The sequence below is a fragment of the Sphingobacteriaceae bacterium GW460-11-11-14-LB5 genome, assembly GCA_002151545.1.
In the GTDB taxonomy this organism is placed as follows: domain Bacteria; phylum Bacteroidota; class Bacteroidia; order Sphingobacteriales; family Sphingobacteriaceae; genus Pedobacter.
Genome location: CP021237.1, coordinates 1,981,090 through 2,005,203 on the forward strand (window position 1 = coordinate 1,981,090; position 24,114 = coordinate 2,005,203).

The 24,114-nt window shown below is 38.2% G+C and carries 23 protein-coding genes; 20 read left to right on the top strand and 3 right to left on the bottom strand.

What is annotated here, in order from left to right; genetic code table 11:
* Window positions 1–46 precede the first annotated feature (46 nt).
* The 18 genes from CA265_07940 to CA265_08025 all read left to right on the top strand — a co-directional run bounded on the left by CA265_07940 (window position 47) and on the right by CA265_08025 (window position 19,001).
* Window positions 47–1,321 carry a capsular biosynthesis protein gene (locus CA265_07940; protein ARS39584.1) on the top strand — a complete coding sequence of 425 codons (1,275 nt, stop codon included), beginning with the start codon at window positions 47–49 and terminating at the stop codon, window positions 1,319–1,321.
* On the top strand, window positions 1,318–1,920 hold the full coding sequence (locus CA265_07945) for a glycosyl transferase (protein ID ARS39585.1): 603 nt from the start codon (window positions 1,318–1,320) through the stop codon (window positions 1,918–1,920). The genes CA265_07940 and CA265_07945 overlap by 4 nt, the downstream gene beginning before the upstream one ends.
* A gap of 6 nt (window positions 1,921–1,926) precedes the next feature.
* Window positions 1,927–3,027, top strand: a complete 1,101-nt coding sequence (locus CA265_07950; protein ID ARS39586.1) for a hypothetical protein — start codon at window positions 1,927–1,929, stop codon at window positions 3,025–3,027.
* Window positions 3,028–3,047: 20 nt separating this feature from the next.
* Complete coding sequence (locus tag CA265_07955; GenBank protein ID ARS39587.1) at window positions 3,048–4,889, top strand: asparagine synthase (glutamine-hydrolyzing); 1,842 nt, start codon at window positions 3,048–3,050, stop codon at window positions 4,887–4,889.
* 4 nt (window positions 4,890–4,893) lie between these two features.
* Window positions 4,894–5,784, top strand: coding sequence for a hypothetical protein (locus CA265_07960; GenBank protein ARS39588.1), 891 nt, complete (start codon window positions 4,894–4,896; stop codon window positions 5,782–5,784).
* 13 nt (window positions 5,785–5,797) lie between these two features.
* Entirely contained in the window at window positions 5,798–6,880 is a 1,083-nt protein-coding gene (locus CA265_07965) for a hypothetical protein (protein ID ARS39589.1), read from the top strand.
* Window positions 6,881–6,997: 117 nt separating this feature from the next.
* Complete coding sequence (locus tag CA265_07970; protein ARS42925.1) at window positions 6,998–8,089, top strand: NAD-dependent epimerase; 1,092 nt, start codon at window positions 6,998–7,000, stop codon at window positions 8,087–8,089.
* 242 nt (window positions 8,090–8,331) lie between these two features.
* Window positions 8,332–9,705: a hypothetical protein gene (locus tag CA265_07975; protein ID ARS42926.1), complete on the top strand. Its 1,374-nt coding sequence runs from the start codon at window positions 8,332–8,334 to the stop codon at window positions 9,703–9,705.
* Window positions 9,706–9,786: 81 nt separating this feature from the next.
* Complete coding sequence (locus CA265_07980; GenBank protein ARS39590.1) at window positions 9,787–10,938, top strand: lipid carrier--UDP-N-acetylgalactosaminyltransferase; 1,152 nt, start codon at window positions 9,787–9,789, stop codon at window positions 10,936–10,938.
* A 57-nt stretch (window positions 10,939–10,995) separates the two neighbouring features.
* A complete protein-coding gene (locus CA265_07985) occupies window positions 10,996–11,799 on the top strand; it encodes a phytanoyl-CoA dioxygenase (protein ID ARS39591.1) in 804 nt (267 codons plus the stop codon).
* Between the two features lie 11 nt (window positions 11,800–11,810).
* A complete protein-coding gene (locus CA265_07990) occupies window positions 11,811–12,782 on the top strand; it encodes a hypothetical protein (protein ID ARS39592.1) in 972 nt (323 codons plus the stop codon).
* The gene (locus CA265_07995) at window positions 12,779–13,273 is read left to right on the top strand and encodes a GNAT family N-acetyltransferase (protein ID ARS39593.1); all 495 of its coding nucleotides are present in this window, start codon (window positions 12,779–12,781) and stop codon (window positions 13,271–13,273) included. The genes CA265_07990 and CA265_07995 overlap by 4 nt, the downstream gene beginning before the upstream one ends.
* A gap of 39 nt (window positions 13,274–13,312) precedes the next feature.
* Window positions 13,313–14,350 (top strand): GNAT family N-acetyltransferase, encoded by a 1,038-nt coding sequence (locus CA265_08000; GenBank protein ID ARS39594.1) that lies wholly within the window; start codon window positions 13,313–13,315, stop codon window positions 14,348–14,350.
* Between the two features lie 31 nt (window positions 14,351–14,381).
* Window positions 14,382–15,440, top strand: coding sequence for a GNAT family N-acetyltransferase (locus CA265_08005; protein ARS42927.1), 1,059 nt, complete (start codon window positions 14,382–14,384; stop codon window positions 15,438–15,440).
* 30 nt (window positions 15,441–15,470) lie between these two features.
* Window positions 15,471–17,399: a polysaccharide biosynthesis protein gene (locus CA265_08010; protein ARS39595.1), complete on the top strand. Its 1,929-nt coding sequence runs from the start codon at window positions 15,471–15,473 to the stop codon at window positions 17,397–17,399.
* Between the two features lie 134 nt (window positions 17,400–17,533).
* On the top strand, window positions 17,534–17,950 hold the full coding sequence (locus tag CA265_08015) for a hypothetical protein (protein ARS39596.1): 417 nt from the start codon (window positions 17,534–17,536) through the stop codon (window positions 17,948–17,950).
* Between the two features lie 153 nt (window positions 17,951–18,103).
* A complete protein-coding gene (locus CA265_08020; protein ID ARS39597.1) occupies window positions 18,104–18,661 on the top strand; it encodes a hypothetical protein in 558 nt (185 codons plus the stop codon).
* Window positions 18,662–18,701: 40 nt separating this feature from the next.
* On the top strand, window positions 18,702–19,001 hold the full coding sequence (locus CA265_08025; protein ID ARS39598.1) for a hypothetical protein: 300 nt from the start codon (window positions 18,702–18,704) through the stop codon (window positions 18,999–19,001).
* A gap of 129 nt (window positions 19,002–19,130) precedes the next feature.
* Here CA265_08025 and CA265_08030 read toward each other — a convergent pair whose 3' ends face one another.
* Complete coding sequence (locus CA265_08030) at window positions 19,131–20,144, bottom strand: NADPH:quinone reductase (protein ARS39599.1); 1,014 nt, start codon at window positions 20,142–20,144, stop codon at window positions 19,131–19,133.
* Window positions 20,145–20,266: 122 nt separating this feature from the next.
* Here CA265_08030 and CA265_08035 point away from each other — a divergent pair, with 122 nt between their 5' ends.
* Window positions 20,267–21,106, top strand: a complete 840-nt coding sequence (locus tag CA265_08035) for an AraC family transcriptional regulator (GenBank protein ARS39600.1) — start codon at window positions 20,267–20,269, stop codon at window positions 21,104–21,106.
* Between the two features lie 133 nt (window positions 21,107–21,239).
* Entirely contained in the window at window positions 21,240–22,154 is a 915-nt protein-coding gene (locus CA265_08040; protein ARS39601.1) for a Cro/Cl family transcriptional regulator, read from the top strand.
* A 378-nt stretch (window positions 22,155–22,532) separates the two neighbouring features.
* Here CA265_08040 and CA265_08045 read toward each other — a convergent pair whose 3' ends face one another.
* Window positions 22,533–22,982: a polyketide cyclase gene (locus CA265_08045; protein ID ARS39602.1), complete on the bottom strand. Its 450-nt coding sequence runs from the start codon at window positions 22,980–22,982 to the stop codon at window positions 22,533–22,535.
* 561 nt (window positions 22,983–23,543) lie between these two features.
* Entirely contained in the window at window positions 23,544–24,089 is a 546-nt protein-coding gene (locus tag CA265_08050; GenBank protein ARS39603.1) for a hypothetical protein, read from the bottom strand.
* Window positions 24,090–24,114 lie beyond the last annotated feature (25 nt).

A 24,114-nucleotide genomic window follows, 5' to 3' on the forward strand; every position in this document is an offset into this window, starting at 1 on the left:
TCCCAAAGCTACAGGTTATTAAATTCTCACAATTAAATTGACGAATATGAACATTCCATTTTCACCACCGTTTATCGATCAATCTGTGGTTGATCAGGTATTAGATACCCTTAACAATAAGTGGATCACCACTGGGCCTAAAGTGAAAGCCCTTGAGCAAGAAATTAAAAGCATCACCGGAACAAAAGAAGTGGTTTGTGTAAACTCATGGACATCAGGCGCTATTTTAATGTTAAAGTGGTTTGGCGTTAAAGCTGGTGATGAAGTAATTATTCCAGCCTATACGTACAGCGCTACTGCTTTGGCGGTTCTTCATTGCGGTGCCGTACCTGTTATGGTTGATATCTTAGATGATTTTAACATCGATCCGGATAAGGTTAAAGCCGCAATTACCACTAAAACAAAAGCCATCATTGCCGTAGATATTGCTGGATGGCCTTGTGATTATACTGCTTTAAAAGAGTTGATTACAGATCATAAAGTGCAGAAAAAGTTTAAGTGCGAATCAGATAAACAATCGATCTTAAAAAGAATCCTGCTCATCTCTGATGCGGCCCATTCAATTGGTAGTTTATTTCACGATGAACCTGCTGCTCTAAAATGTGATGTGACGATATTTTCTTTTCATGCGGTTAAAAATATCACGACAGCAGAAGGTGGTGCGATATGTTTAAATCTTCCATATCCATTTGATTCAGAGGCAGAATACAGTTATTTAAAAATGTATACGCTCAATGGACAAAATAAAGATGCACTTGCAAAATCAAGAGGTGGCGGCTGGCGTTACGATATTTTATTCCAGGGATTAAAAATTAATATGCCCGATATATGCGCAGCCATTGGTCTGGCGCAGATCAGAAAGTACAATCATGAACTTTTACCCCAAAGGAAAAAAATTGCCCTTCAATATTGTGATGGTTTTCAGCATGAGGATTGGTTTGTTGCCCCACCTTTGGTAAGTACACAAAGAGAATCGTGCTATCATCTTTTTCCGATGCGGGTTAAGGGACTCACTGAAGAACAAAGAGATCAGGTTATTGACGACCTGGCATCCTTGGGTATCGCCAGTAATGTACACTTCATTCCAATGCCCATGCTTACCCTCTTTAAAAACCTGGGTTATAAAATTGAAGATTACCCAATGGCTTATCAGAATTATGCAAACGAAATTTCATTGCCGATTTACCCGCAATTAACGGAAACAGAGATAGAGTTCATTATCAATTCGGTGATCAGCTGTGTGAATATACAATTGAATAACCGCATCAAAACAATGGAAGAAACTTTTATTGTACACAAACAAATGGCAGTAGCATCATGAAAAAAAATAAAAAAAGAGTGTTCGACGTGGTACTCGCAAGTTTGTGCCTAATCCTTTTTAGTCCGCTTTTAATCCTGATTGCGATTTTGGTTAAACTCGATTCTAAAGGGCCGGTCATCTTTAAACAGATCAGGGTGGGGCGAAATATGAAAGATTTTCACCTGGTAAAATTCAGAACCATGTGTGTAACGCAGAGTAACCACAGTTTGCTCACCATCGGGAACCACGATAACCGAATTACCAGACTGGGTTATTGGTTAAGGAAATACAAACTGGATGAACTGCCTCAGTTATTAAACGTTTTAAAAGGGCAAATGAGTTTTGTAGGGCCTAGGCCTGAAGTTAGAAAATACGTAAACCTGTATAATGACGAACAACGTTATGTTTTATCGGTTAAACCTGGTATTACTGATTGGGCTTCAGTAGAGTTTTGTAACGAGAACGAACTTCTTAAACATGCTGAAGATCCTGAAAGTTATTATGTGGAACGCATTATTCCCGCAAAAATAAAACAGAACATGAGGTATATCAACCATAATGATATCCTAACCGATTTCAAAATTATTTGGTTAACGATTAACAGAATTGTCATCAACTAAAATAACATGTACGCTCCTCAAATAACTATAAAAGAAGAAGTTAATCTTAAAAAGAAAGTTTTCTTTGTACTTAGCTCATTAACTTCAGGAGGCTCAGAACGGGTGTTCTGGAACCTGGCTCAGGGATTTAATAAAGATAAGTTTGATGTGACCATTGTGATTTTAGATTCAACCGTGAATTGTTTCTCCATGGACTTGCCTGGCGTCCGTTTTATCGACCTGAAAACCAAAAAAGCATCAAAATCTTTTTTCGCGCTTTATAGCCTGTTAAAAAAGGAAGCACCTTATGCTGTTTTTTCCACTACCGATCACATTAATATTTTGGTCTCGCTAGTAGGGCGGTTTTTAAAAATTCCGATGCTTATTGCAAGGGCTTCCAATATTCCACACGAACAAAGATTGTTTGAAGGATTTAAATCGAGGTTTTACGAACTTTTTGCCAGCGCAAGTTACCGAGGTTACAAACAGATCGTTTGCCAGTCGGAAGAAATGAAACAATCATTGATCGATACTTATAATGTCAATCATGAACTGATCAGGGTAATTGCCAATCCGGTATTGAAAACCAATAAGTTAAAGGAAGATAAAACACCTGATAAAATTTATCGGTTACTAGTTGTCGCCCGTTTTGCACTGGAAAAAGGCTTGGAAAGGCTGGTTGATATTATGGCACATTTGCCTGAAAACTATCACCTCGATTTTGTGGGCACGGGGGTACTGAAAGAACAGATAAATACCAAAATTAAAAACCTTGGACTCGATCACAGGCTTAAAATTTTAGGGGAAATTAAAAACATCCACGAAGTAATGGTTCAGCACGATTTAATGGTGCTGAGTTCTTACACCGAAGGTTTCCCGAATGTGGTTTTAGAAGCACTTACGGTAGGCTTACCGGTTGTAACCTTCAAAGTGAGCGGAATCCCGGGATTAATTATCGACGGTTTTAACGGTTTTGTTTTAGAACAGGGTGATTTGGCAGGCTTTAGGCGCCGAATTATCCAGGCCTGTACCCAAGGCCAATGGAACCCGGCAGAAATCAGAAGAAATGTATATCAGAAATGTGCGCTCGATAAAATCAGTGCCCAATATGAAGAATTAATCAGTTAATCATCTAAAATATTATCGCTATGTGTGGAATATACGGCACAACCATACCTTACTCAGACGGAATTGTCCGCGAGAAAATGGCAAGAATCAGTTTTCGGGGTCCGGATTATACCGGCGTTCAACGTTACGATCAGGTTATTTTTGCGCACAATAGATTGGCCATTATCGATCTCGATGCCCGTTCTAATCAACCCTTTTCGTATATGCACCTCCATATTGTTTTTAACGGAGAAATATACAATTACAAGGACATTAGAAGGGAGCTGGAACGGAAAAACTACCAGTTTAACACCAGTTCTGATACCGAAGTCATATGTGCAGCTTATCTGGAATATGGTGCCGGTTGTTTAACCCGTTTTAACGGGATGTTTGCTTTTGTAATTTATGATACCCGTAAAAATGAACTGTTTGGTGCAAGAGACCGCTTTGGCAAAAAACCTTTCTATTATGCCCACGATCATTCATCGTTCGAATTTGCAAGTCAACCTTCACAAATCAATATAGATAGGGGCCTTAGTGTTAATGAGGAAGCCATTAATCAATATTTGATTTGGGGTTATGTGCCAGAGCCACAGTCTATTTATGCAGAGGTGAAACAGTTACCTGCAGCCCACTATTTTAAATACGATCTTAAATCCCATAAGCTTAAAATTACCGAATACTGGACTTTAGATTATGGCTGGAAGAACAAGTTTGAGGGCAGTTACGAAGAAGCTAAAGAAGCTTTAGCACTTATTTTGGCCGATGCGGTTAAAATCAGGATGAATGCCGATGTACCACTGGGCGTATTTTTGTCAGGTGGTATTGATTCTTCGTTAATTGCTGCTTTAGCCACAAAAGAAATCGACCATGTTAAAACGTTCTCTATAAAATTTAATGAGAAAGGTTTTGATGAAAGTGCTTATGCCAGTCAGGTAGCTAAACATTTGGGTACCGATCATTATACTATTGAGTGTAATTACAATGACGGTATTGAGTTAATTGAAAACTTTAACCGTTTTTATGATGAGCCCTTTGCCGATTCGAGTGCTATACCCACTATGTTGCTCAGTAAAAATACCAGAAAGCACGTAACTGTTGCATTGAGTGGTGATGCGGGCGACGAAGCTTTTTTAGGTTATCACCGTTACAAATGGATTAAACAGGTAAACAGTTTGTTTTACGCGCCACATGGCGTTAGAAAAGCACTGGCAGGCTTGATTAACCAATCGCCAAGTTACCGCCATAAATTGATTGCCATGGGCATTTCTATGGAAGACGTAGAAAAACTATATGTCAAGATGTTTGGTAATATGGAAAACTCCTGGGTAAAACAACCCGATTTGGCGAAGTATAACCCATTGATGCATATTTTAGCCAATCCGTCTAAGCCTTTATTAGAACGCATTTCTGATTTTGATATCAAAACCTATTTAAATGGCGACATCAATACAAAGGTCGATCGCGCATCGATGGCCTTTTCGCTGGAATCGCGCTCGCCTTTAATGGATTATCGGGTAATGGAATTTTCGAGAAGCCTGCCCACAGCGTTTAAATATACCAACGGAAACCAAAAACGGATATTAAAAGATTTATTGTTCGACCACGTTCCGGCGCATATGTTCGACCGGCCAAAGGCCGGTTTTACCATGCCATTTCAGCATTGGTTCAGAAATGAGTTAAAAGATTATGTGATGGACAATTTATCTGCCGATAATCTGAAAAACATTCCAGGCATTCATTTGAAAAGAACACAGGAAATTATTAATGAGCATATGACCGGAAAGTGGAACAGGTATCCACAGATCTGGAAATTGCTGGTGCTCTCTCAATGGTTAATTAAAAATAAATCAACGACACATAAAGTTTCATTAGTAGCCTAACAGGATGAATGCAACAGTTAACCTCTTTAATAAAATATTTACCGCCGATAAATGGAACATTGGTTTCGTTTATCAAACACGGGAAGAGCTGATCAGTACAAAAAAACTTGGTGCGGCCATAAACTGGTTGCAGGAAGATAACATCGATTATGCAGCTGATCCTTTTGTGGTGAATGTAAATAATGCACCAAGAATTTATTACGAAGAACTGGATTTTTGGAAGGGGAAAGGCGAGATTATGATGATGGATGGATTCGACTTCAAAAACAAGAAGAAAGTGCAGGGCATTAAACCAGAAGCAATCCATTTATCTTATCCTTATCTTATTGAAGAAAATGGTGGTTTATACTGCATTCCGGAAACATCAGAAGCAAAAGAAATATCACTTTATCAGGTAGATCAGGAGCATCCAAGTCAGTTAACCAAAATAAAAGTATTGGTGAGCGGAAAGGCTTTTGTAGACAGTTCGATTATTTATCACGAAAATAAATACTGGCTTTTTACCAGTGTATCCGGAGATCATGATCACCTCTACATTTACCATTCAAAAACTTTAGATGGTCAGTATACCGGGCATTATCAGAACCCTGTTCCTGTAGAAAAAGAATTTTGCAGGGCTGCAGGGAGTTTATTTAAAGTGGGTCAATCGCTGTATCGGCCAACACAAAACCCCATTAACCGTTATGGTGGTTCAATTATCATTAACGAAATTGAAACACTCAGCGAAAAAGAATTTAAAACCACCAATAAATTCGAAATATTACCCGATAAACCGTACAGCAGAGGACTCCATAACATCAGTTTCGCTAAAAACATTATTGTAATAGATGGCAAGCGGAAAGTATTAAGCCTGATGATGCCATTCAAAAAAATAGTTCGAAATCTTAAAAGATAAATCACCATTCGAAATGAGCATAACCAACAAAAAAATGATTTTCATTTCGTTAACCGATGCCCCAAATGGCGCTGAAAATGTGCTGCTGATGATGGCGACTGCTGTTAATGGCGAAATATACTTTTTAAAAAAACATGCTTTTACCGGACTTAAAATTTCTGAAGGCATTTCTAAAAGATACCTGTCTAGGAAAACAATTTTCTGGGGTTTTGTAAAACTGATACCGCTACTCCGGAAATATAAAAAGGAAGATGTGATCATGAGTACACACCCGTATCTAAATGCTTTTTTGGGCTTTTTGAAACGTATAGGTTACCTCAGATCTAAATTAATTGTACGCGAATGTACTTCTGTTTTTACCCGTTTCAGCGGAATTAAAAAACGCATTTATCAGCTCATTTACCGCATGGGTTATCCGGCTGTAGATTTAGTGGTTTGCCAAACCGCTTTAATGAAAACACAGTTGTTTGATCATAACCGGTTTTTATCGGAGCAAAATATATTGGTTCAACCCAATCCCATTGATTTTAATAAGATCATTGCTAAATCTGCTCAGCCTTTAATTAATGGCGATGCCAAACTCGATTTTATCTGCTCCGCAGGAAGGTTAATCCCTGAAAAAGGATTTCCGGTTCTGATTAAAGCTTTTAAACTGCTTCAGCAGGAGCATCCGAAACTAAAATTGCTCGTGCTGGGAGAGGGAAAAGAAAGAACGTTATTGAGCAGTATGATTCAGGAGAACAATTTAAGCGATTCTGTTTTCTTAAAGGGACAGATAGATAATCCGGCTCCATATTTTAAACAGGCAAAACTTTGCGTGGTATCCTCGATAAAGGAGGGTTTCCCGAATGTACTGTTAGAAATGATGTCGGTAAACAACGCAGTAGTATCTACACTTTGCGCAGGTGGTATTAGCGAAATTCCGGCTATCGCCACAGTTGAAGTCAACAATGTAGAAGCCCTTGCCGAGGCGATGCGCAAAAAATTAAAGCAAAACCAGCATCAGGCTTCTGAAACTGCGATGCAATATTTATATAACCGCAGACCAGAAATATTTGCCCAATCTATTTTAAGCGCTTTACAGCGCCAAAACTAAGCCTAAAATATAAACAAACTTTTACCGCATAACTAATGGGATGCTTTGCTGTATCCTAAAAACAAACAAGCAAGCCTTTTCGGGGCGATTTTTAACTGTTTCTCAAACTTAAATTTTATGAAAATTTTAATTACCGGTACAGCCGGATTTATTGGTTTCCATTTAGCAAAACGCTTATTGGAAAGAGGAGATGTTGTTGTTGGCATTGATAACATCAACGATTACTACGATGTAAACCTAAAACACGCCCGTTTGGCTCAAACTGGTATTAACCATGCCGATTTGGTTTATGGTGTTCCTCAGGTAAGTGATAAATATGATAATTATACTTTCATTAAGTTGGATATCTGTGATAAAGAAAGTTTAGAAAATTGTTTCAAAACTTACCAATTCGATGCGGTTTGCAATTTGGCTGCGCAGGCAGGGGTGCGATACAGCTTAACTAATCCAGATGCTTACATAGAAGCCAACATTAAAGGCTTTTTAAATATCCTGGAGTGCAGCCGCCATTTTAAAGTTGGCCATTTATTGTATGCCAGCTCCTCGAGTGTTTATGGGTTAAATAAAAAAATGCCATTTTCTGCACACGATAATGTAGATCATCCGGTTTCATTATATGCTGCTTCGAAAAAAAGTAACGAATTAATGGCTCATGCTTATAGCCATTTATTTAATTTACCAACTACAGGTTTACGTTTCTTTACAGTTTATGGTCCATGGGGCCGCCCAGATATGGCCTTGTTCTTATTTACAAAAGCAATTTTAGAAGGCAAACCTATTGAAGTTTTTAATAACGGAGAAATGAAAAGAGATTTTACCTATGTAGATGATATTATTGAAGGTATTGTTAGGGTATTTGATCAGCCGGCACAGGCCAATCCAAACTGGAATAACCAAAATCCTGATCCTGCTACATCTGCAGCACCTTTTGCCGTGTTTAATATTGGCAGAGGCGCACCAGTAAACCTGTTGGATTTTGTAGAGGAAATTGAAAAAGAAACAGGATTAACGGCAAAAAAAATATTTATGCCCATGCAAGATGGTGATGTAGCAGAAACATCAGCAGATATAGATGATTTAAAAAACCTGTTAAATTATGAACCTGCTGTTTCTGTGCAAAAAGGTGTAAAGAATTTTGTGAACTGGTTTACAACATTTTACCACCCAAATTTACAGTTGGTTTCTAAAACAGCTGATATTACCATTTAGTTTGTCATCACTGTGTAAACTAGTTGTATTATAAGTTTTATTTACCTGAATTATTAAACTGTCATTTTACTATCTGTAAGCAATTGGTTTACAGTATAAATAATACCGAATATTAAGCCTATTATTTAATTATCAGCGTTTTAACTGCATTTTATTAAATGTACTCATTTATCGCATATAGCGTTAAGTTGTAAATTTAAAAAAAATAAAAAATGCAGAGAACGACAAAATTGTTTAAAAAAGTGAGTTTAATTGGTTTAATGTTAACGACGATTATTTTCTTTAGTAATTGTAAAAAAAGTGTAAAGGCTGATGATGCATTGGCCGACAGTACAGAATTGTTTTCAGGCGATTCAACATCAGTATTAGCCGCCACCAGTGGCAGTACTGGTAAATTAAGCCTTTCAGGAGTAAAATCTGAGGGAGGTTATGCTTATAAAATTTCACAATCAATTTCAGGCGGCGACAATTCTACTTCAAAAGAGCAATCGATTTTAAGGTTATTTGAAGACGGAGTAGAAATTGGTCCTGCCCATAGTTTACACGATGATATCAGGAATTTAGGAAAAGGCAGGTTTAGCCATTGGGGTAGTACAGTAATATTTTCAGCATCTGACAATACCGACCCAAGAACCAATGGCCGTTCATATACTTATTTAATGGGCGGTACAAGTGCTGCTTTACCACCGGCAGAAACGGTAACTCCTCCTCCAACAAATACAACTATTAATGCAGCCTTAGTAGGTTATGCTTTGGTAAATGGTAAAACAACAGGTGGCCAGGGTGGTGTTGAAACTACGGTAACCACGCTTGACCAGTTAAAAGCTGCCGTTGGTGATAACGTTACACGTACTATTTATGTGAGCGGTACCATTAAAGGTGCTGGTAAAGATATCGTATATGTAAAATCAAATAAATCTATTATTGGCAGATCTGGTGCTGTTATCGAAGGTGTGAATTTATTCATTTACACAGTAAGTAACATCATCATCCAGAACATTACCTTTAAAAATTACGTAGAACAGGCAGCCGTGCAAATTAAAGATGCTGCTCACCACGTTTGGGTTGACCATTGCGATTTCTCTACAGACCGTAGCCATGGCTGGGAATATTGGGGTAAAGATATTTGCATTACCAGAGAATCTGATTATGTAACGGTTTCCTGGAGCAAATTTCACGATACCAATTTATCGGTGCTAATTAGTGGAGGTATCGAAGGTCACGAAGCTGATAAAGGTAAATTACACGTAACGATGCACCATAACATGTGGTACAACATTACAGAGAGAGAGCCATCAATGAACTATGGTAGTGTGCACATGTTTAACAACTATCACCTTAACAACTCTGGTTACTCTATCGGTACAAGAGCAGGTGGTATAGTAAGAACAGATAATGAGTATTTCTCAAATTGTGTTAAACCATTAACTACAAAAGTGGCAAGTGATCCGGAAGGATATTTTAGCGGTATTACCACCAACATTTACGATAAATGTGGTGCAAACAATATAACGACGGCAGTTTCTACCTGGGTTCCAGAGTATGATTACAAATCATTCCTTAACGATGCAGCAAGTGTGCCTGCTATTGTTACGGCAAATGCTGGTGCCAGATAGGTAAACCAAAACCTTCATATTTTTTCTGCAATAAGCCACCTGGATAGGTGGCTTTGCAGTTTAAATTAAAATTTTGACATGATGAATATAACTAGGAAAAAGATTTTTATCGTCTGCGACTCTTCCAGATCTCTGCTCGATTTCAGAGGGAAGCTGATCGAAAAGATGCAACAACATAACCAGGTTTATGTGTTTACGCCAAAAATTGAACAAGAATCGGTTCGGAGTAAACTGAAAGCGCTAAATGTAATTACCTACGAAAGTAAATTAGATGGCAGTAACGTTTCTATCTTATCCGATTTAAGGTTTATCTTTTCGCTGTATAAACTCATCAAACAAATTAAACCTGACATTTTTTTTCCTTACACCTTTAAACCTGTTATTTATGGTTCTTTCCTGGCTAAAATATGTAAGGTTAAATTAATAGCCCCCATGCTTACCGGATTAGGGTATAACTTTACCGATAACGCCTCCAGTAATAAACTCATTGTTAAAATAACGAGGTTGTTATTAAAGCTGAGTCTGAAACCCAATCCGCATTTAAATATTATTTTTCAGAACAAAGACGATTCTCAACGTTTAGTTGATCTGAAAATCCTGAATAAAAAACACCAGGTTTATGTGGTCAACGGATCAGGAGTAGATCTAAGCCACTATCACTATTCCAAACCCAGTACTTCGCCCATAACTTTTTTAATGGTGTCGAGGCTCATCAATGCAAAAGGCATCAAAGAATATTATGATGCAGCTAAACAGCTCAAACAGCGGTTTCCACAAGCCGTTTTTAAACTGATTGGACCATATGGTCCTAATATCGATGCTATAGCACCCGATTTATATCAAAAAATTGCTGATGGCGATACCATTCAATATATGGGGCAGGTTGATGATGTGCGGCCAGATATTGAACGCTCTTCGGTCATGGTGCTTCCTTCTTATTACGGGGAAGGCGTTCCACGATGTGTACTCGAAGGAATGGCTATTGGAAGGGCAGTAATTACCTGCGACTCTGTAGGCTGCCGGGAAACCATTAATAACGACCCTGAGCAAGCCAATGGATTTCTTATTCCGGTAAAAGATGCGGGTGCACTGGCCAATAAAATGGAATATTTTATTAATAACAGCGAAGATATTATTGCCTTTGGAAACAAAGGACACGAATTTGCAAAAACAAAATTTGATGTGAATATCGTAAATGCAGAACTCTTTAAGATTATGCATTTACAGGCTTAACCACCCTTTGCACATCAAGAACTAACCAAATAAATAAATTAAACTAAACCTAAAATTGTGAACAATACATTTATTTACAAACGAGCCACTTTAGCCGACTTTAGGGAAGCTATAGAGGAGTATGGATGGGTTGTATATGAAAAGGCAATCAATCAGAAATTAATTTCAGAAATAACCACAGGTTTCGAAACTTCATATCTTTTGAGAAGGGAAATACAGGTTTTAAATGGAATTGATGAAAATATGGAAGGAACATTACATCATTTGCTGGAGAAAGATAATTTCGCTATCGAGCTTTTGAGTAAGTTGTACTGCCACAGGGAAATCCGCGATTTTTTGGGCGGAAACTATATCCTTAATGGAATAAACGGCGTAATTAACACCAAAAAGACCAAATCTTACATCCAGAATATCCATCGCGATGTACGTACATTTTCCGCTGAATCTAAATTTATGATCCAGATGATTATCGTACTCGATGATTTTACCATATTTAATGGCGCCACACATTTTTTGTCGGGCTCTCATAAACTGGATATTAAACCCGAAGAAAAACATTTTAAAGCTTTTGCTAAACAAGCCATTGCCAAAAAAGGAAGCATTATCTTATTCGATTCCAATATCTGGCATGCAGGTGGTATCAATTTCACCCGAAAACAGCGTAGGGCCTTAACCTTAGGTTTTACCAAACCTTACATTAAGCAACAATTCGATTATCCCAGATTTTTAGGATATGAATTCGGCGAAAAAATAGATAACGATTTAAGACAGATTATCGGTTATAATGCAAGGGTGCCGGCCAGTTTACAGGAATATTACAGGCCTGTGGAAAACAGGATGTATAAAGCGGATCAAGGCTAACAGATAAAACGATGGAAACAGGAACGCACTCACCCAAAACCATTGGTGGCTACATACCGCTCGAATTATCAAAAGGCGAGCTTTATTATCCTGATTTAATTGCACTCAATACAGGCAGAAATGCACTGGAGTATGTGTTAAGGATAAGAAAATATACCACCATATACCTTCCATATTATACGTGCGAGGTTTTGTTAGAACCGCTCAGAAAACTAAATGTACATTATCACTTTTATCATATAGACGAGGATTTAGACCCAATTATAGATTTTGAAATAGGCGAACGTTGTTGCCTGCTTTACACCAATTACTTTGGCCTTAAAACAGAAACCATTAAAAAATTAGCCAAAGAAATCAGGAATCTGATTGTCGATAATGCACAGGCATTTTTTTGTAAACCGATTAATAACTGCGATACCTTCTATTCCTGCCGGAAATTTTTCGGTGTACCCGATGGTGCTTATCTTAATATCTCTACCACATTGGGTTTAAATTTAAAACAGGACCAATCAACAGATCGGTTCTCGCACCTGATTAAAAGTATCGATATCAATATTGAAGAAGGTTATACCGATTATATAGAAAATAATAAACAGCTGTGCAATAACGAAATCAAAAAGATGTCGCTATTAACAGAAAGCATTCTTTCAGGTATAAACTACGATGAGTGCGCCAATAGCAGAAGAACAAACTTTGCTTACCTGGACGAACAATTGGGACAGGAAAATCTTTTGAGGTTAAACTTTTCGGCAGAAGATGTGCCAATGGTTTACCCGCTTTTGGTGGAAGATCCATCTGTTAAACAACAGCTCATCAATCAAAAAATATTCGTGGCCACCTATTGGCCTAATGTTTACGAATGGGCGCATGCAGATAGTTATGAATACTTTCTGACTAAACATCTTGTTTCATTACCAATCGATCATCGCTATAGCATAGCCGATATGAAAGTAATTGTTAAAGCTTTAAAACCGCTCATATGAATACTCAAATTTATTTAAGGCCATTAGAATTAAAGGATGCTGATGTGTCTTACAAGTGGAGAAACGATCCTGAAGTATGGTCGTATACCAAATTTGTGTTAAAAGATCCCATCACAGCCGAAATCGAAAAACAATGGTTGTTAAATAAACTCAATCTGGCTAATGAAAAACGTTTTGCCATCTGCGTAAAAAACACGAATGAATATATTGGCAATATTCAGCTGCTTGATATCGACAACGAAAGTGCAGAATTTCACCTCTTTATTGGGGAAAAGAAATACTGGGGAAAGGGGATAGGTTATAATGCCTCTTTAATGTTATTAAAATATGCTTTTTATAACCTTAATCTTAAACACATCTTTTTAGAAGTACATTCAGATAACCTTGCTGCTTATTCCATTTATAAAAAAGTAGGCTTTCAACGCGTTTCGCAACAAGAGGATTTTATTAAAATGGTAATTAACTCTTCTGTTTTACTTGCTGCAAATTGACCTGTTTACTTTAAATCTACCCTAATTTAATAGCTCAAAATGAGAAAAATAATTACAATTGATGATAAACAAGAATGGTCTGCATATGTAAAGCGCGCTTTGCATTACGATTTTTATCACACCTGGTATTACCATTCACTAGATAAAAGTGGTTTACCCATGTTGTTTGTGTATGAGGAAGGCGAAAATTACATTGCCTTTCCGCTTTTGAAGCGAAATATCCCCGGTTCCGACTTTTTCGATTTTACATCGGTTTATGGATATACAGGGCCCATTTCGAACATGGATTTTAATGCGCTGGATGATACTTTCATGGAGAATTTTAAAAGTACATTCATTGCGTTTCTAGAAACCGGTCAAAATGTAACTGTGTTTTCCAGGTTGCATCCCTTTTTTAACCAGGAAAGGTTAATGGAGAAGTTTTCAGGCGTACATGCTAATGGAAAAACAGTAGCCATTGATTTAACCACAACCATTGAGAGCCAGCGGGCCGGTTACAGGAAAAGCGTAAAAGAAAAAATCAGGCGATTGCGAAAGCGCGATTATGAAGTCAGGATTTCTACTGATATTAACGATGCCAGTATATTTTCTGAAATATATACCGAAAACATGATTCGCATAGGTGCTAAAGACCATTATCTTTTTAATAATGCCTATTTCGTTGCGCTACTTTCTTCTGATGAATTTGATAGCAAGCTTTTTTTGGTGTATAAAGATGGAATAGCCATATCAGGCGCCATTGTTGTTTGCACAAAAGAAATTATGCAGGTACATCTTTTGGCCACCAGGACCACCTACCTGTTCGAATCGCCAGCCAAATTATTAACTGATGAAATTACGGTAATTGGCAGGCAACTGGGGTATAAATATTTTAACCTCGGCGGTGGTGTTAATTTTAAAGAAGATAATCTTTTCGGTTGGAAAATGGGTTTCTCTAATTTATGCTTCGAATTTAATAGCTGGCGATACATTGCCAATAACGAATTATACCATACACTTTTAAACGAAAGATCACTTGATCCCTTTTCAAATATTGATTTTTTTCCCCTCTACCGTAGTCCTGTAATTGCTTCATAATTAATTGTTATTTCTTTTTTAAAAAATGGATATGCTGATTGAAAATAATGCTACAGGCACTACTTTGCAATTAACTTTAAAACAAAAAGATGATTGGGTAAAGTATATTAGCCTGGCTGCCGATTATGATTTTTATCATACCTGGCATTACCATGCTATGGCAACCAATGGGACGCCTATTTTATTTGTGTATTGCGAAGGCCTTAATTTTATCGCTATACCTCTATTATCACGCGCAATACAGGATACCCCATATTACGATTTGCATTGCGTTTATGGTTATTCGGGCCCGGTTTCAAACCTGAAGTTTACCGATATGAGCGACAGCTTGAAAACGAATTTTCTTAGCGCTTTTACGGCCTTTTTACAAAAGGGGAGTTATGTTTCTGTTTTTTGCAGGCTTCATCCTTTTTTCGATCAGAATATACTGTTGCAAAAGGCCGATGGCATCTATGAAAATGGCAAAACGATTGCCATTAACTTACAGCAAAGTATAGAAGAACAACGGAAACAGTACCGGCAAACCACGAGAGATAGCATCAAAAAGTGTAGAAGGTTTGGTTATGTTGCTGTGGAAACTACTGCTCAGGAAGATATTGCTGCTTTTGCTAAACTCTATCAATCGAATATGAACCGCATCAGTGCTACAGATTTCTATCTTTTTACTGAAGAATATTTTACAAAGCTGGTGCGGTCAACAGAATTCGATTGTAAGCTCATCCTGGTTTATTCAAATGATGATATTGTTTGTGGCAGTATCATAATGTGCACCAAAGGCATTATTCAGGGCCACCTGATTGCCACCAATGCAAATTACCTTAGAAATTCTCCAGCTAAATTTTTGGTTGATGAGATTAGTGAATTAGGCCGAAAATGGAACATGAAATACTATCATTTAGGAGGCGGACTTGGTTTTAAAGAAGATTCGCTTTTTGAATGGAAACAGGGTTTTTCAAATATACTTTTAAACTATTATAGCTGGCGTTTTATTGCCAATAAACCTATTTACAATCAGTTAGTAGAAAAATCGGGCAACCAATTACATGAGGGTGCAGATTTTTTTCCCCTTTATAGAATGCTACCACAATAAATTGTACACAATATTTAATGATTCTCAATTATGAAAAAGTTCTTTTTCCCAGATACAGCACACTCCAGGTGGTTAATTTTATTGATCGATCAGATGATCGTTGTTTGGACATTGTTCATATCCATCGTATTAACCAATACCTTAAGTTATACTGAAGTTTTTAACGCGGGCAATGCGGTTTATGTAGCGCTTTATTGTTTTATCGCAGCAGGTGTTTTCATTTCTTTAAGAATACACACCGGTATTATACGTTACTCCAATACTGAAGATATGCTGAGGGTTTTTCTTGCCGTTTTTGTAACCAGCTTACTCTTTGTCAGCGTAAACAAGATACTTTCGCAACGTTTTCAATTGCTTTGGCATCAGATGGATAAAGCATTGATATTGAACTTTTTCATCTCCTCATCGTTGCTTATTCTCATGCGTATTTTGGTAAAAGGGGTATTTTTCTTTTTTAAAGAACTCAAATCAGAAACCAAGGAAAATATTCTAATCTACGGATCGGAAAAAAAAGCGATCCTCATCAAAAAAGCAATAGAACAGAATGAAGATTCTAACCTCAGCATTGTTGGCTTTATTGATGATAACAGAGACCGCGTTGATAAATACCTCGAACAGAAAAAGGTATATCATTCTTGCTCAGTTGAACTGTTAAAAGAAAAACACAATATCAAAAAAATACTTTTTGCCGAAGATGCACTAAACACTTTAAACAAAAAGAAGATCATTGATATCTGTGTTAACGAAGGTATTAAGGTAATTATGGTGCCACCATCAGATAAATGGCTGTACGGTAAGTTAGATTCGCACCAGTTGCGCGACCTGAAAATTGAAGATTTATTGGAACGTGAACCCATTAAGCTCAATAAAAAGAATATCCTGAAAGATTTAAGTGGTAAATGTATTTTAGTTACAGGTGCTGCGGGCTCTATCGGATCGGAGATTGTCAGGCAGGCCTTACAGTATAATCCTAAATCGGTAATTCTATGCGACCAGGCGGAAACACCGCTTCACGATTTAAAACTCGAACTGGAAGATAATTTCCAGTCGGCGAACGTGAAGATATTTATGGCCAATGTGCAGAATGTAAACCGGATCAGGACACTATTCGAACTCTATAAACCTGAAATTGTTTTCCATGCTGCGGCTTACAAACATGTGCCCATGATGGAAAATAACCCCGCTGAAGCCATTTTAACAAATGTGCTGGGGACTAAAAATATGGCGGATATCTCAATGGAGTTTGGCGTAGAAAAGTTTGTCATGATTTCTACCGATAAAGCCGTTAAGCCAACCAATGTAATGGGTGCATCTAAACGTTTGGCCGAAATTTATATTCAGTCGCTAAACAGCCCTGAGATTATTTCGACAGGTGAAATTACCACACAAGCTTCGCGTACGCGTTTTGTGACCACCCGTTTTGGAAATGTTTTGGGCTCAAATGGCTCTGTTATCCCAAGATTTAAAAGCCAGATTGAAAAAAGAGGCCCCATTACCGTCACCGATCCTGAAATAACCCGTTACTTTATGACTATTCCTGAAGCGGTACAATTGGTGATGGAAGCCGGAGCAATGGGAAAAGGAGGAGAAATATATCTTTTCGATATGGGCAAGCCGGTTAAGATTGTCGACCTGGCTGTAAATATGATCAAATTAGCGGGTTTAACCCCTTATGTGGATGTCGATGTCGTTTTCACTGGTTTGAGGCCGGGAGAGAAGCTGTATGAAGAACTCTTGCTCATGGAAGAAGAGATTATCCCTACCCATCATCCAAAAATTAAAATATCACAAAAAGTAGCCTACAATTATTTGTACGTTAATCAGATTATTAAAGACCTGATTGTACTGAACAACGATGGCAACGATTTGAATATGGTGAAGAAAATGAAAGAAATTATACCCGATTATATCAGTAATAACTCAAGGTTTGAAGAGTTAGATCTGTTGGTTGCCAATTAATTACCGTAAAAATACCCTAATACAATTATTTTACTTTTGTTCCCGAAATAATTGTTAAATTGCATTAAATAGTAGAAGTCGTCCCAGATTGTTGATCGAATTTAAATGTTTTATTTTAAATTAAATTAACTGCTATGAGTTTAAATGTAGGCCAGGTTCTTGAGCGTGTTGTACGCAGAGACAGAATGGGGATAAGTGAGTTATCCCGGAAATTAAATGTAAGTAGAAGAACTATTTACAATTGGTTTGATCAGAAAAGTCTAAATCCCGAAATTATCTGGAAAGTAGGTACCGTAATTGGTCACGATTTTTCTGTTGAGTTACCCGAAACTTTTTCTAAAAACAGTCACTATATTCATGAAGCTTTTGATGCACATACCGAGGATCAAACCAAAGGTGATGCGAATTCAGTATACTTCTGGATGAATAAATACATCAAGTTACTTGAAAAATACAACGAAATATTAAGCCATAACAATATAGAAAAGAGTGTTTCTGAAACCGTTGCACATCATACTATGCCAAGAAATAACAACAGGTCTATTTCTTAAGCCATTGCTGGTATTTTAATTTATTTTAAACCAATATCTTCTTAGGGTTTACCATTCCGGTGAACGCTCCCTTTTTTTATAGTATCTCTCTAAATAATTCGCCATAAGCACGTTTTATGGTGATGGATTTCTATTCACTAATTTTTTGAAATCATGAAAACAATTAACGCATTAACTCTACTGTTACCATTGTTTGTTTTTCAAGGCGCCAAAGCACAATCGCAGGTGTATGGTGGTACAGGCATTCGGTATTCAGTTGGTATCGAAACAGGTTTAGCGACTGGTTACTTAGCTAAAAAGTACGAAGCCCCGCTTGGTGTATCCGTTCAGGCCGAATTTCCCATTACCGAAAGCATTTTATATGCCTCGGTAAATACAGGGTTCAACAACATTTTTGTATCGGGCAATTACTCCCGTTTGGTTGACGACTTACAGCTTGTACCAGTTAAAGCAGGCTTAAAATATTTCTACAGAAGTAATCTTTACCTGCAGTCGGAAATCGGTTTTTCCTTTCTTTTAAACAAAACAAACTGTGTTGAGGGGAAAAAAGCCGCATTTGTATACGCACCGCAGGCGGGAATGATCTTTTATCTGCACAACAATAATTACATTGATGCCGGATTACGCTATGAAAGCAATGGCAAATTCTATCACTGCGATCATACAAACAACTTTGTAGGCTTCAGAATCGCCTGGGGCTTTAGTTTATAAAACGGGTATTCCTTAGTAGTCATCTTTAATAGCTTCATAAATGAAAGCAAGTATACAATACAATACGATGAACGGATTGTGGATCCTTTTTATTGATTGTAAATATGAGGATTCTCCGAAATACATCAGGATGATTACGAAAATTATAATCAAAATGTTATCTGGAACGATCATTCCCGGTAATCGCCGGAGGGTTAGATCGGGCAGGCACTACCTCATCCATGAGCATGTTGTAGAATTACATACCGACGAATGGTTTCCATTGGTACTGGCAAGTGAGCGAAAAGAGCTTCTGGAAGGAATTAAATCCATTTTTATGGATATGAGCGGGAAAAAATAAGCCGCTCAATCAGCTAATCAGCCAAAAATTACGGGAAGGTTGCTCCGAAAGGAGTGGCCTTTTCTTGTTTTGTGACTGTTGCAAATGGTAATACGGCAAGAGTATATCAGCCGTATTACCATTAACCACTTAATATTCGATTACTACCTTACCAATCGTTTTTCCGCTTTCCAGCAAACGGTGTGCTTCTTTCAGGTTTTCAGCTGTGAAGCCTTTCAGCGTGGTATTTAAAGTGGTTTTAAGCGTGCCGTCATCAAAAAGTCTGGCAAGTTTATTTAAAATATGATGCTGTTCTTCCATGTCGTCGGTTTGGTACATCGAACGGGTGTACATGAATTCCCACGAAAAAGTAACACTTTTATTTTTTAACTTATTCAGCGCAATTGGAGTAGCCGAACCCGTAATCGAAACGATATGGCCTTGTGGTTTGATCAATTTTGCTATGGCATCCCAATAAACATTTAAGTCAACAAAATCGAGTATAAAATCTACTTCCTGATAACCTGCTGCACGTATTTCTTCTACCAGGTTTTTATGGTCTACCACCAAATCCGCTCCCATAGCCAGGCACCATGCTTTGGTTTCAGCACGCGAAGCGGTAGTAATTACCTTTAGCCCGCTTATTTTTTTTGCGAGCTGTATCGCAACTGAACCTACACCACCGGCACCTCCAATAATGAGTATTGTTTTTCCCTTATCTTTTTGATTGTTAATGCGGATGCGGTCGTACAACGATTCCCATGCTGTAAGTGCGGTTAGGGGCATAGCGGCAGCTTCGGCATTGCTAAATGTGTTAGGTTTTAAGCCTACAATCCGCTCATCAATCAATTGATATTCGGCATTGCTACCACTGCGGGTAAGATCGCCAGCGTAATAAACCGCATCACCCGGTTTAAAAAAGGTAACCGACTCTCCAACAGCTTCTACTATTCCGGAAGCATCCCATCCAATCACCTTCGGACTTTCCAAAACTGTATCTTTAGCACTATTCTGGCGTATTTTATAATCAACCGGATTTACACTGATTGCATTTATCTTCACCAGGATATCACGTCCGCCTGGTTGGGGAACAGCTGTTTCAAATTCGATAAAACTTTCTTGCTCTGTAATGGGTAATGAGGTTTTAAATCCTATAGCTTTCATAGTTTTTTTATATGGATATACAATTTTTATGATTCTTATAAGGCAAATATAAACTGATATTATGTTATTATTCAGTATAAATTTGCTTTTAATTGGTAAATTTGCGCTACGCTTAGCACATCATGAATAGAGAAACTTTACACGAACCTTTTGAAATTGTTTATAAGAAGTTAGACGAATGCCCAAAGGAAGGTCATAAACATTTGTTTTTCGAACTCGTATACATTTTATCGGGTACTGGAAAACAATGTATCAATAATAATAAATTTGATTATTATGCTGGCCATATGTTTCTGATTACGCCGGAAGATTGCCATTCGTTTGAGATAGAAAGCACTACCGAATTTTTCTTTCTGCGTTTTGGAAATGTATATATCCGTTCGAAAGAATTCCGTACCGATGATGTGCAGCGGATGGAATATATTCTGCAGAATGCCAGTCACCAGCCTGGTTGTATTCTTAAAAACTTTTCAGACAAACCGTTTATCCGGTCGCTTATTGATGCGATGATGGCCGAGTATATAAACCGCGACTTGTATAACAAGGAGTTAATTGCAAAAATGGTAGATACGATGATTGTGATGGTGGCGCGGAATATTGCCAAATACCTGCCTGCTGCCATTAAGGAAGATGCCGAGGAGAAAACCCTGGCCTTATTAAACTATATTCAGGCAAATATTTATCATCCTGAGAAGTTAAGGGCTGAAAAACTAAGCAGCCAGTTTGGTATTTCTGAGCATTATTTTGGTAAATATTTCAAGAAACATACCCACGAAACCCTGCAGCAATATATTGCCAATTTAAGGATTAAACTTATCGAAGCACGTTTGCGTTTCAGTAATATGCGCATCAACGAAATTGCCTATGAGCTGGGCTTTACAGATGAAAGTCATTTGAACAAATTTTTCAAATCGCAAAGAGGATTAAGCCTTAAAGCGTTCAGGAATTCGCTTGCGGCTTAAAATACAACTGCCAGTTGCTAAAAGGCAACAATAAGTAGCGTAATTACAACTATGATGATCGGCTGATTTGCGGAATCTGGCTAATTGGGGGGCTACATTTGCAATGTCGAATGATTAAAAAAAGACAGTACATATGGATGCAAAAATGATCGGTAATAAAATTGCCGGAGCACGAAAAAAAATAAATATGTCTCAGGCCGGACTTGCCAGACATGTATTTGTAAGCCCGCAGGCCGTTGGAAAATGGGAGCGGGGAGAATCGATGCCAGACATTATCACCTTGAACCAACTCGCCAAGATTCTGGATGTAGATCTCAATTATTTTTCAGCAAACCCGGCTGCTGCAAATGCCATTAGTGAAAAGGAACAGGAAAAAATAGCGGTAAAGGGTTTAACAGATTCATCTCAGCCACAACTGCTGACTAATTTCAGTGGCAACGATCTTGCCAGTACCGATTTTGCAGGTGTTGTGGCGCATCAGCTGAAATTTAACGGGAGTAATTTACGCAGCTCAGATTTTAGTGGCGCCGACCTGACTGGAAGTTCGTTTCTGGGTAGCGATGCCCGTGAAGCGAATTTTACAGGTGCAAACCTTACCGATTGCAGCCTGTCGGCTACTGATCTGACAGCTGCTAATTTTGATCAGGCCATTTTGCTGCGTACAAAGTTTTATGCCTTAGAACTGGCCGGAGCAAAAATCAGCAATACCAAACTAAGGGAGGTTAAACTCAGCAAGACCGATTTGAGGAAGACCGTTTTTGAAAACTGCATATTTGAGGGTGTAGACTTTGACTATTCCGATTTGCGCGGACTTAGTTTGGACGGGCAGACTTTTACAGGCGTGCTGTTTCACAATGCAGCGCTCAACGATACTACATTTAAAGGTGCAACACTTAAAAATGTATCTTTCCGCTCTACCTTCGCCCTTACCAATAAATATTACCGGGCCATTAAAACAATCTGCTTTGAAGGGGCAACGATGGATAAATTAACCTATGCTTCACTCAAAGGTTTGGGTGCTGATTTATTTAAGGTTAACCTGATGTAATATCAGTACATCTGGCTTCTGTAATGCTTAAAGCTGCAAGTTTATTTGATTTTTTATAAGTTTGGTATGAGGGCTGGGAAATTTGAGCATGGTGTTATCAGAATTTTCGCTAGCTTGAGGCTATCTCAATCCATCAGCGTTTATCTTATTAGATCTGCGGGATAGGTATTCATAAATTTCCCGCAGATTACGCTAATTGCGCAGGTAAATACAGTTTGCATTTTCAAGCAATAATAACCTCATAATGACAATCCATAATACAGATCGGTTGAAGCAATCTTATCACACCAGGAAAGATTGCTTCCCCGAAAAGACGGGGCAGGCTATCGTTCCTCCTCGCAATGACGACTGATTTTACAAGCTGTCAATCAAAACCAGTTAACCCTCAGGTATTTCCGGTTCCACCAGCTTGATCAGTTTTTCTAACGATTCCTGCCAACCCAGATAACACATTTCGGCAGGTATAGCTGCTGGTATATTTTCCTGTAAAATTTCCAATTCTGTACCTACAGAAGTCTTTTTTAACCGAATCGTATTCGTAAGTGTTCCAGGCAGCTTAGGATCGTCAAACTTATCGGTGAATATAAGCAGTTCATTCGGCCGAACCTCGATGTACTCTCCACCGAAAGAATTACTGTTGCCGGTGGTGAAATTCTGGAACGACATTTTAAAAGTACCGCCCACCTTTACCTCCATCTGGTGTACTGTACCCAGGAAACCGTAAGGCGGCATCCAGGAAGCGAGTGCTACTGGCTCAACGAAAGCGCGATATACTTTTTCTGGAGATGCTTTAATTACCCTGTGCAATGAAACTTGGTTGTTAGACATAAAATAGATTTTTTCTGATCCTACTCATCTGGCTTTTCGGTTCGCCCGTTTTTTTGTGGTTGCTGCTCCACCTTCTTAACAAAGATGGAAGTAAAAAGTTAAAACGGATAGGGGCTAATGCGACTTTATTAGGGGTTAGTTGCGATACTGATATTGGGTAGGATTAACGTATGAATGCATCATTTATGATAAACTACCTTCGGCGATAAAACTTGCGCTGGAATGCGAAAGTTAATTTTTCTCCGCTCTCTGCCGCGGGGCATCAAACTTTTGATGCATCAAAAGTATGCAAAAATGCTTTGTCAATCCGGCAAGGGGCCTTTTACACAATCCCTAACACATCAAAAAAACAGCGGCACTTTGTTTTGTGCAGCAAGTGCTAAGTAAAAGGTTTTGCAGAACGTGCACAAAACCACTGCGTTTTAGGTTTGGAATGGGGTAAGGGGAGCTGTATTACATCTGTTTTTTTGATTTTCCTGGCCCTTGGGATTGACGATGTTCTTCTACAAAACCTGTGGTTTATTAAAGCAAGCTAGCAAAACGCCTAAAAGATGCATCTTCCTATTGTTTACCCGCGTCCTCAAATTTGATGACCTTTGTTAATGACTTATCAAAATAAAATACAGCCTGTCGATCGACCTGAAAACCGAAATTATTGTTAGCCTTAAAATGATGTTCCATTTTCCATCCATTGAAGAAAGGCTTATGATGGGCTCTTATAAATTTGAGCTTTTTCGAATAGAAGTCGGCGTTATCGTTGTACATTCTTTGGGTATCGGATGCTGAGAGCATCTGTTTCCACAATTTTTCTTTTTTAATTTTATCGGTAGTAGCATCTGTGCGGTAGCCAATATCCGCCACCCTTCCAAAAGCAGTAGTTCCTTGGTCTAAATAATAAGAAACACTGTCCTGGAATACTTTGTATTGCTCATCATCGTGGTAGCTGGAATAGGAACTGTCGAGTTTTCCGAATATGCCAGCCTCATAACGATAAGTGTGGTTAGTTGGCGCATCAAACATGGCCGTAATCAAAGCTTCTGCTTTATCTTTCGGCGTCTTGGGTGCAGTATGGCAAGCCGCTAAAAAGAGCAGCGCGATGACTAACACAAGTAGGGTATGTCTTAATTTAAAC

What these genes read in the sequence shown, in the direction of transcription:
- CA265_08000 (ARS39594.1), top strand. Translation starts at nt 13,313, where the DNA reads ATGAGAAAAATAATTACAATTGATGATAAACAAGAATGGTCTGCATAT.
- CA265_07940 (ARS39584.1), top strand. Translation starts at nt 47, where the DNA reads ATGAACATTCCATTTTCACCACCGTTTATCGATCAATCTGTGGTTGAT.
- CA265_08020 (ARS39597.1), top strand. Translation starts at nt 18,104, where the DNA reads ATGAAAACAATTAACGCATTAACTCTACTGTTACCATTGTTTGTTTTT.
- CA265_07980 (ARS39590.1), top strand. Translation starts at nt 9,787, where the DNA reads ATGAATATAACTAGGAAAAAGATTTTTATCGTCTGCGACTCTTCCAGA.
- CA265_08025 (ARS39598.1), top strand. Translation starts at nt 18,702, where the DNA reads ATGAAAGCAAGTATACAATACAATACGATGAACGGATTGTGGATCCTT.
- CA265_08045 (ARS39602.1), bottom strand. Translation starts at nt 22,982, where the DNA reads ATGTCTAACAACCAAGTTTCATTGCACAGGGTAATTAAAGCATCTCCA.
- CA265_08040 (ARS39601.1), top strand. Translation starts at nt 21,240, where the DNA reads ATGGATGCAAAAATGATCGGTAATAAAATTGCCGGAGCACGAAAAAAA.
- CA265_07990 (ARS39592.1), top strand. Translation starts at nt 11,811, where the DNA reads ATGGAAACAGGAACGCACTCACCCAAAACCATTGGTGGCTACATACCG.
- CA265_07965 (ARS39589.1), top strand. Translation starts at nt 5,798, where the DNA reads ATGAGCATAACCAACAAAAAAATGATTTTCATTTCGTTAACCGATGCC.
- CA265_07945 (ARS39585.1), top strand. Translation starts at nt 1,318, where the DNA reads ATGAAAAAAAATAAAAAAAGAGTGTTCGACGTGGTACTCGCAAGTTTG.
- CA265_08010 (ARS39595.1), top strand. Translation starts at nt 15,471, where the DNA reads ATGAAAAAGTTCTTTTTCCCAGATACAGCACACTCCAGGTGGTTAATT.
- CA265_07995 (ARS39593.1), top strand. Translation starts at nt 12,779, where the DNA reads ATGAATACTCAAATTTATTTAAGGCCATTAGAATTAAAGGATGCTGAT.
- CA265_07960 (ARS39588.1), top strand. Translation starts at nt 4,894, where the DNA reads ATGAATGCAACAGTTAACCTCTTTAATAAAATATTTACCGCCGATAAA.
- CA265_07955 (ARS39587.1), top strand. Translation starts at nt 3,048, where the DNA reads ATGTGTGGAATATACGGCACAACCATACCTTACTCAGACGGAATTGTC.
- CA265_07970 (ARS42925.1), top strand. Translation starts at nt 6,998, where the DNA reads ATGAAAATTTTAATTACCGGTACAGCCGGATTTATTGGTTTCCATTTA.
- CA265_07950 (ARS39586.1), top strand. Translation starts at nt 1,927, where the DNA reads ATGTACGCTCCTCAAATAACTATAAAAGAAGAAGTTAATCTTAAAAAG.
- CA265_08035 (ARS39600.1), top strand. Translation starts at nt 20,267, where the DNA reads ATGAATAGAGAAACTTTACACGAACCTTTTGAAATTGTTTATAAGAAG.
- CA265_08015 (ARS39596.1), top strand. Translation starts at nt 17,534, where the DNA reads ATGAGTTTAAATGTAGGCCAGGTTCTTGAGCGTGTTGTACGCAGAGAC.
- CA265_08005 (ARS42927.1), top strand. Translation starts at nt 14,382, where the DNA reads ATGCTGATTGAAAATAATGCTACAGGCACTACTTTGCAATTAACTTTA.
- CA265_08030 (ARS39599.1), bottom strand. Translation starts at nt 20,144, where the DNA reads ATGAAAGCTATAGGATTTAAAACCTCATTACCCATTACAGAGCAAGAA.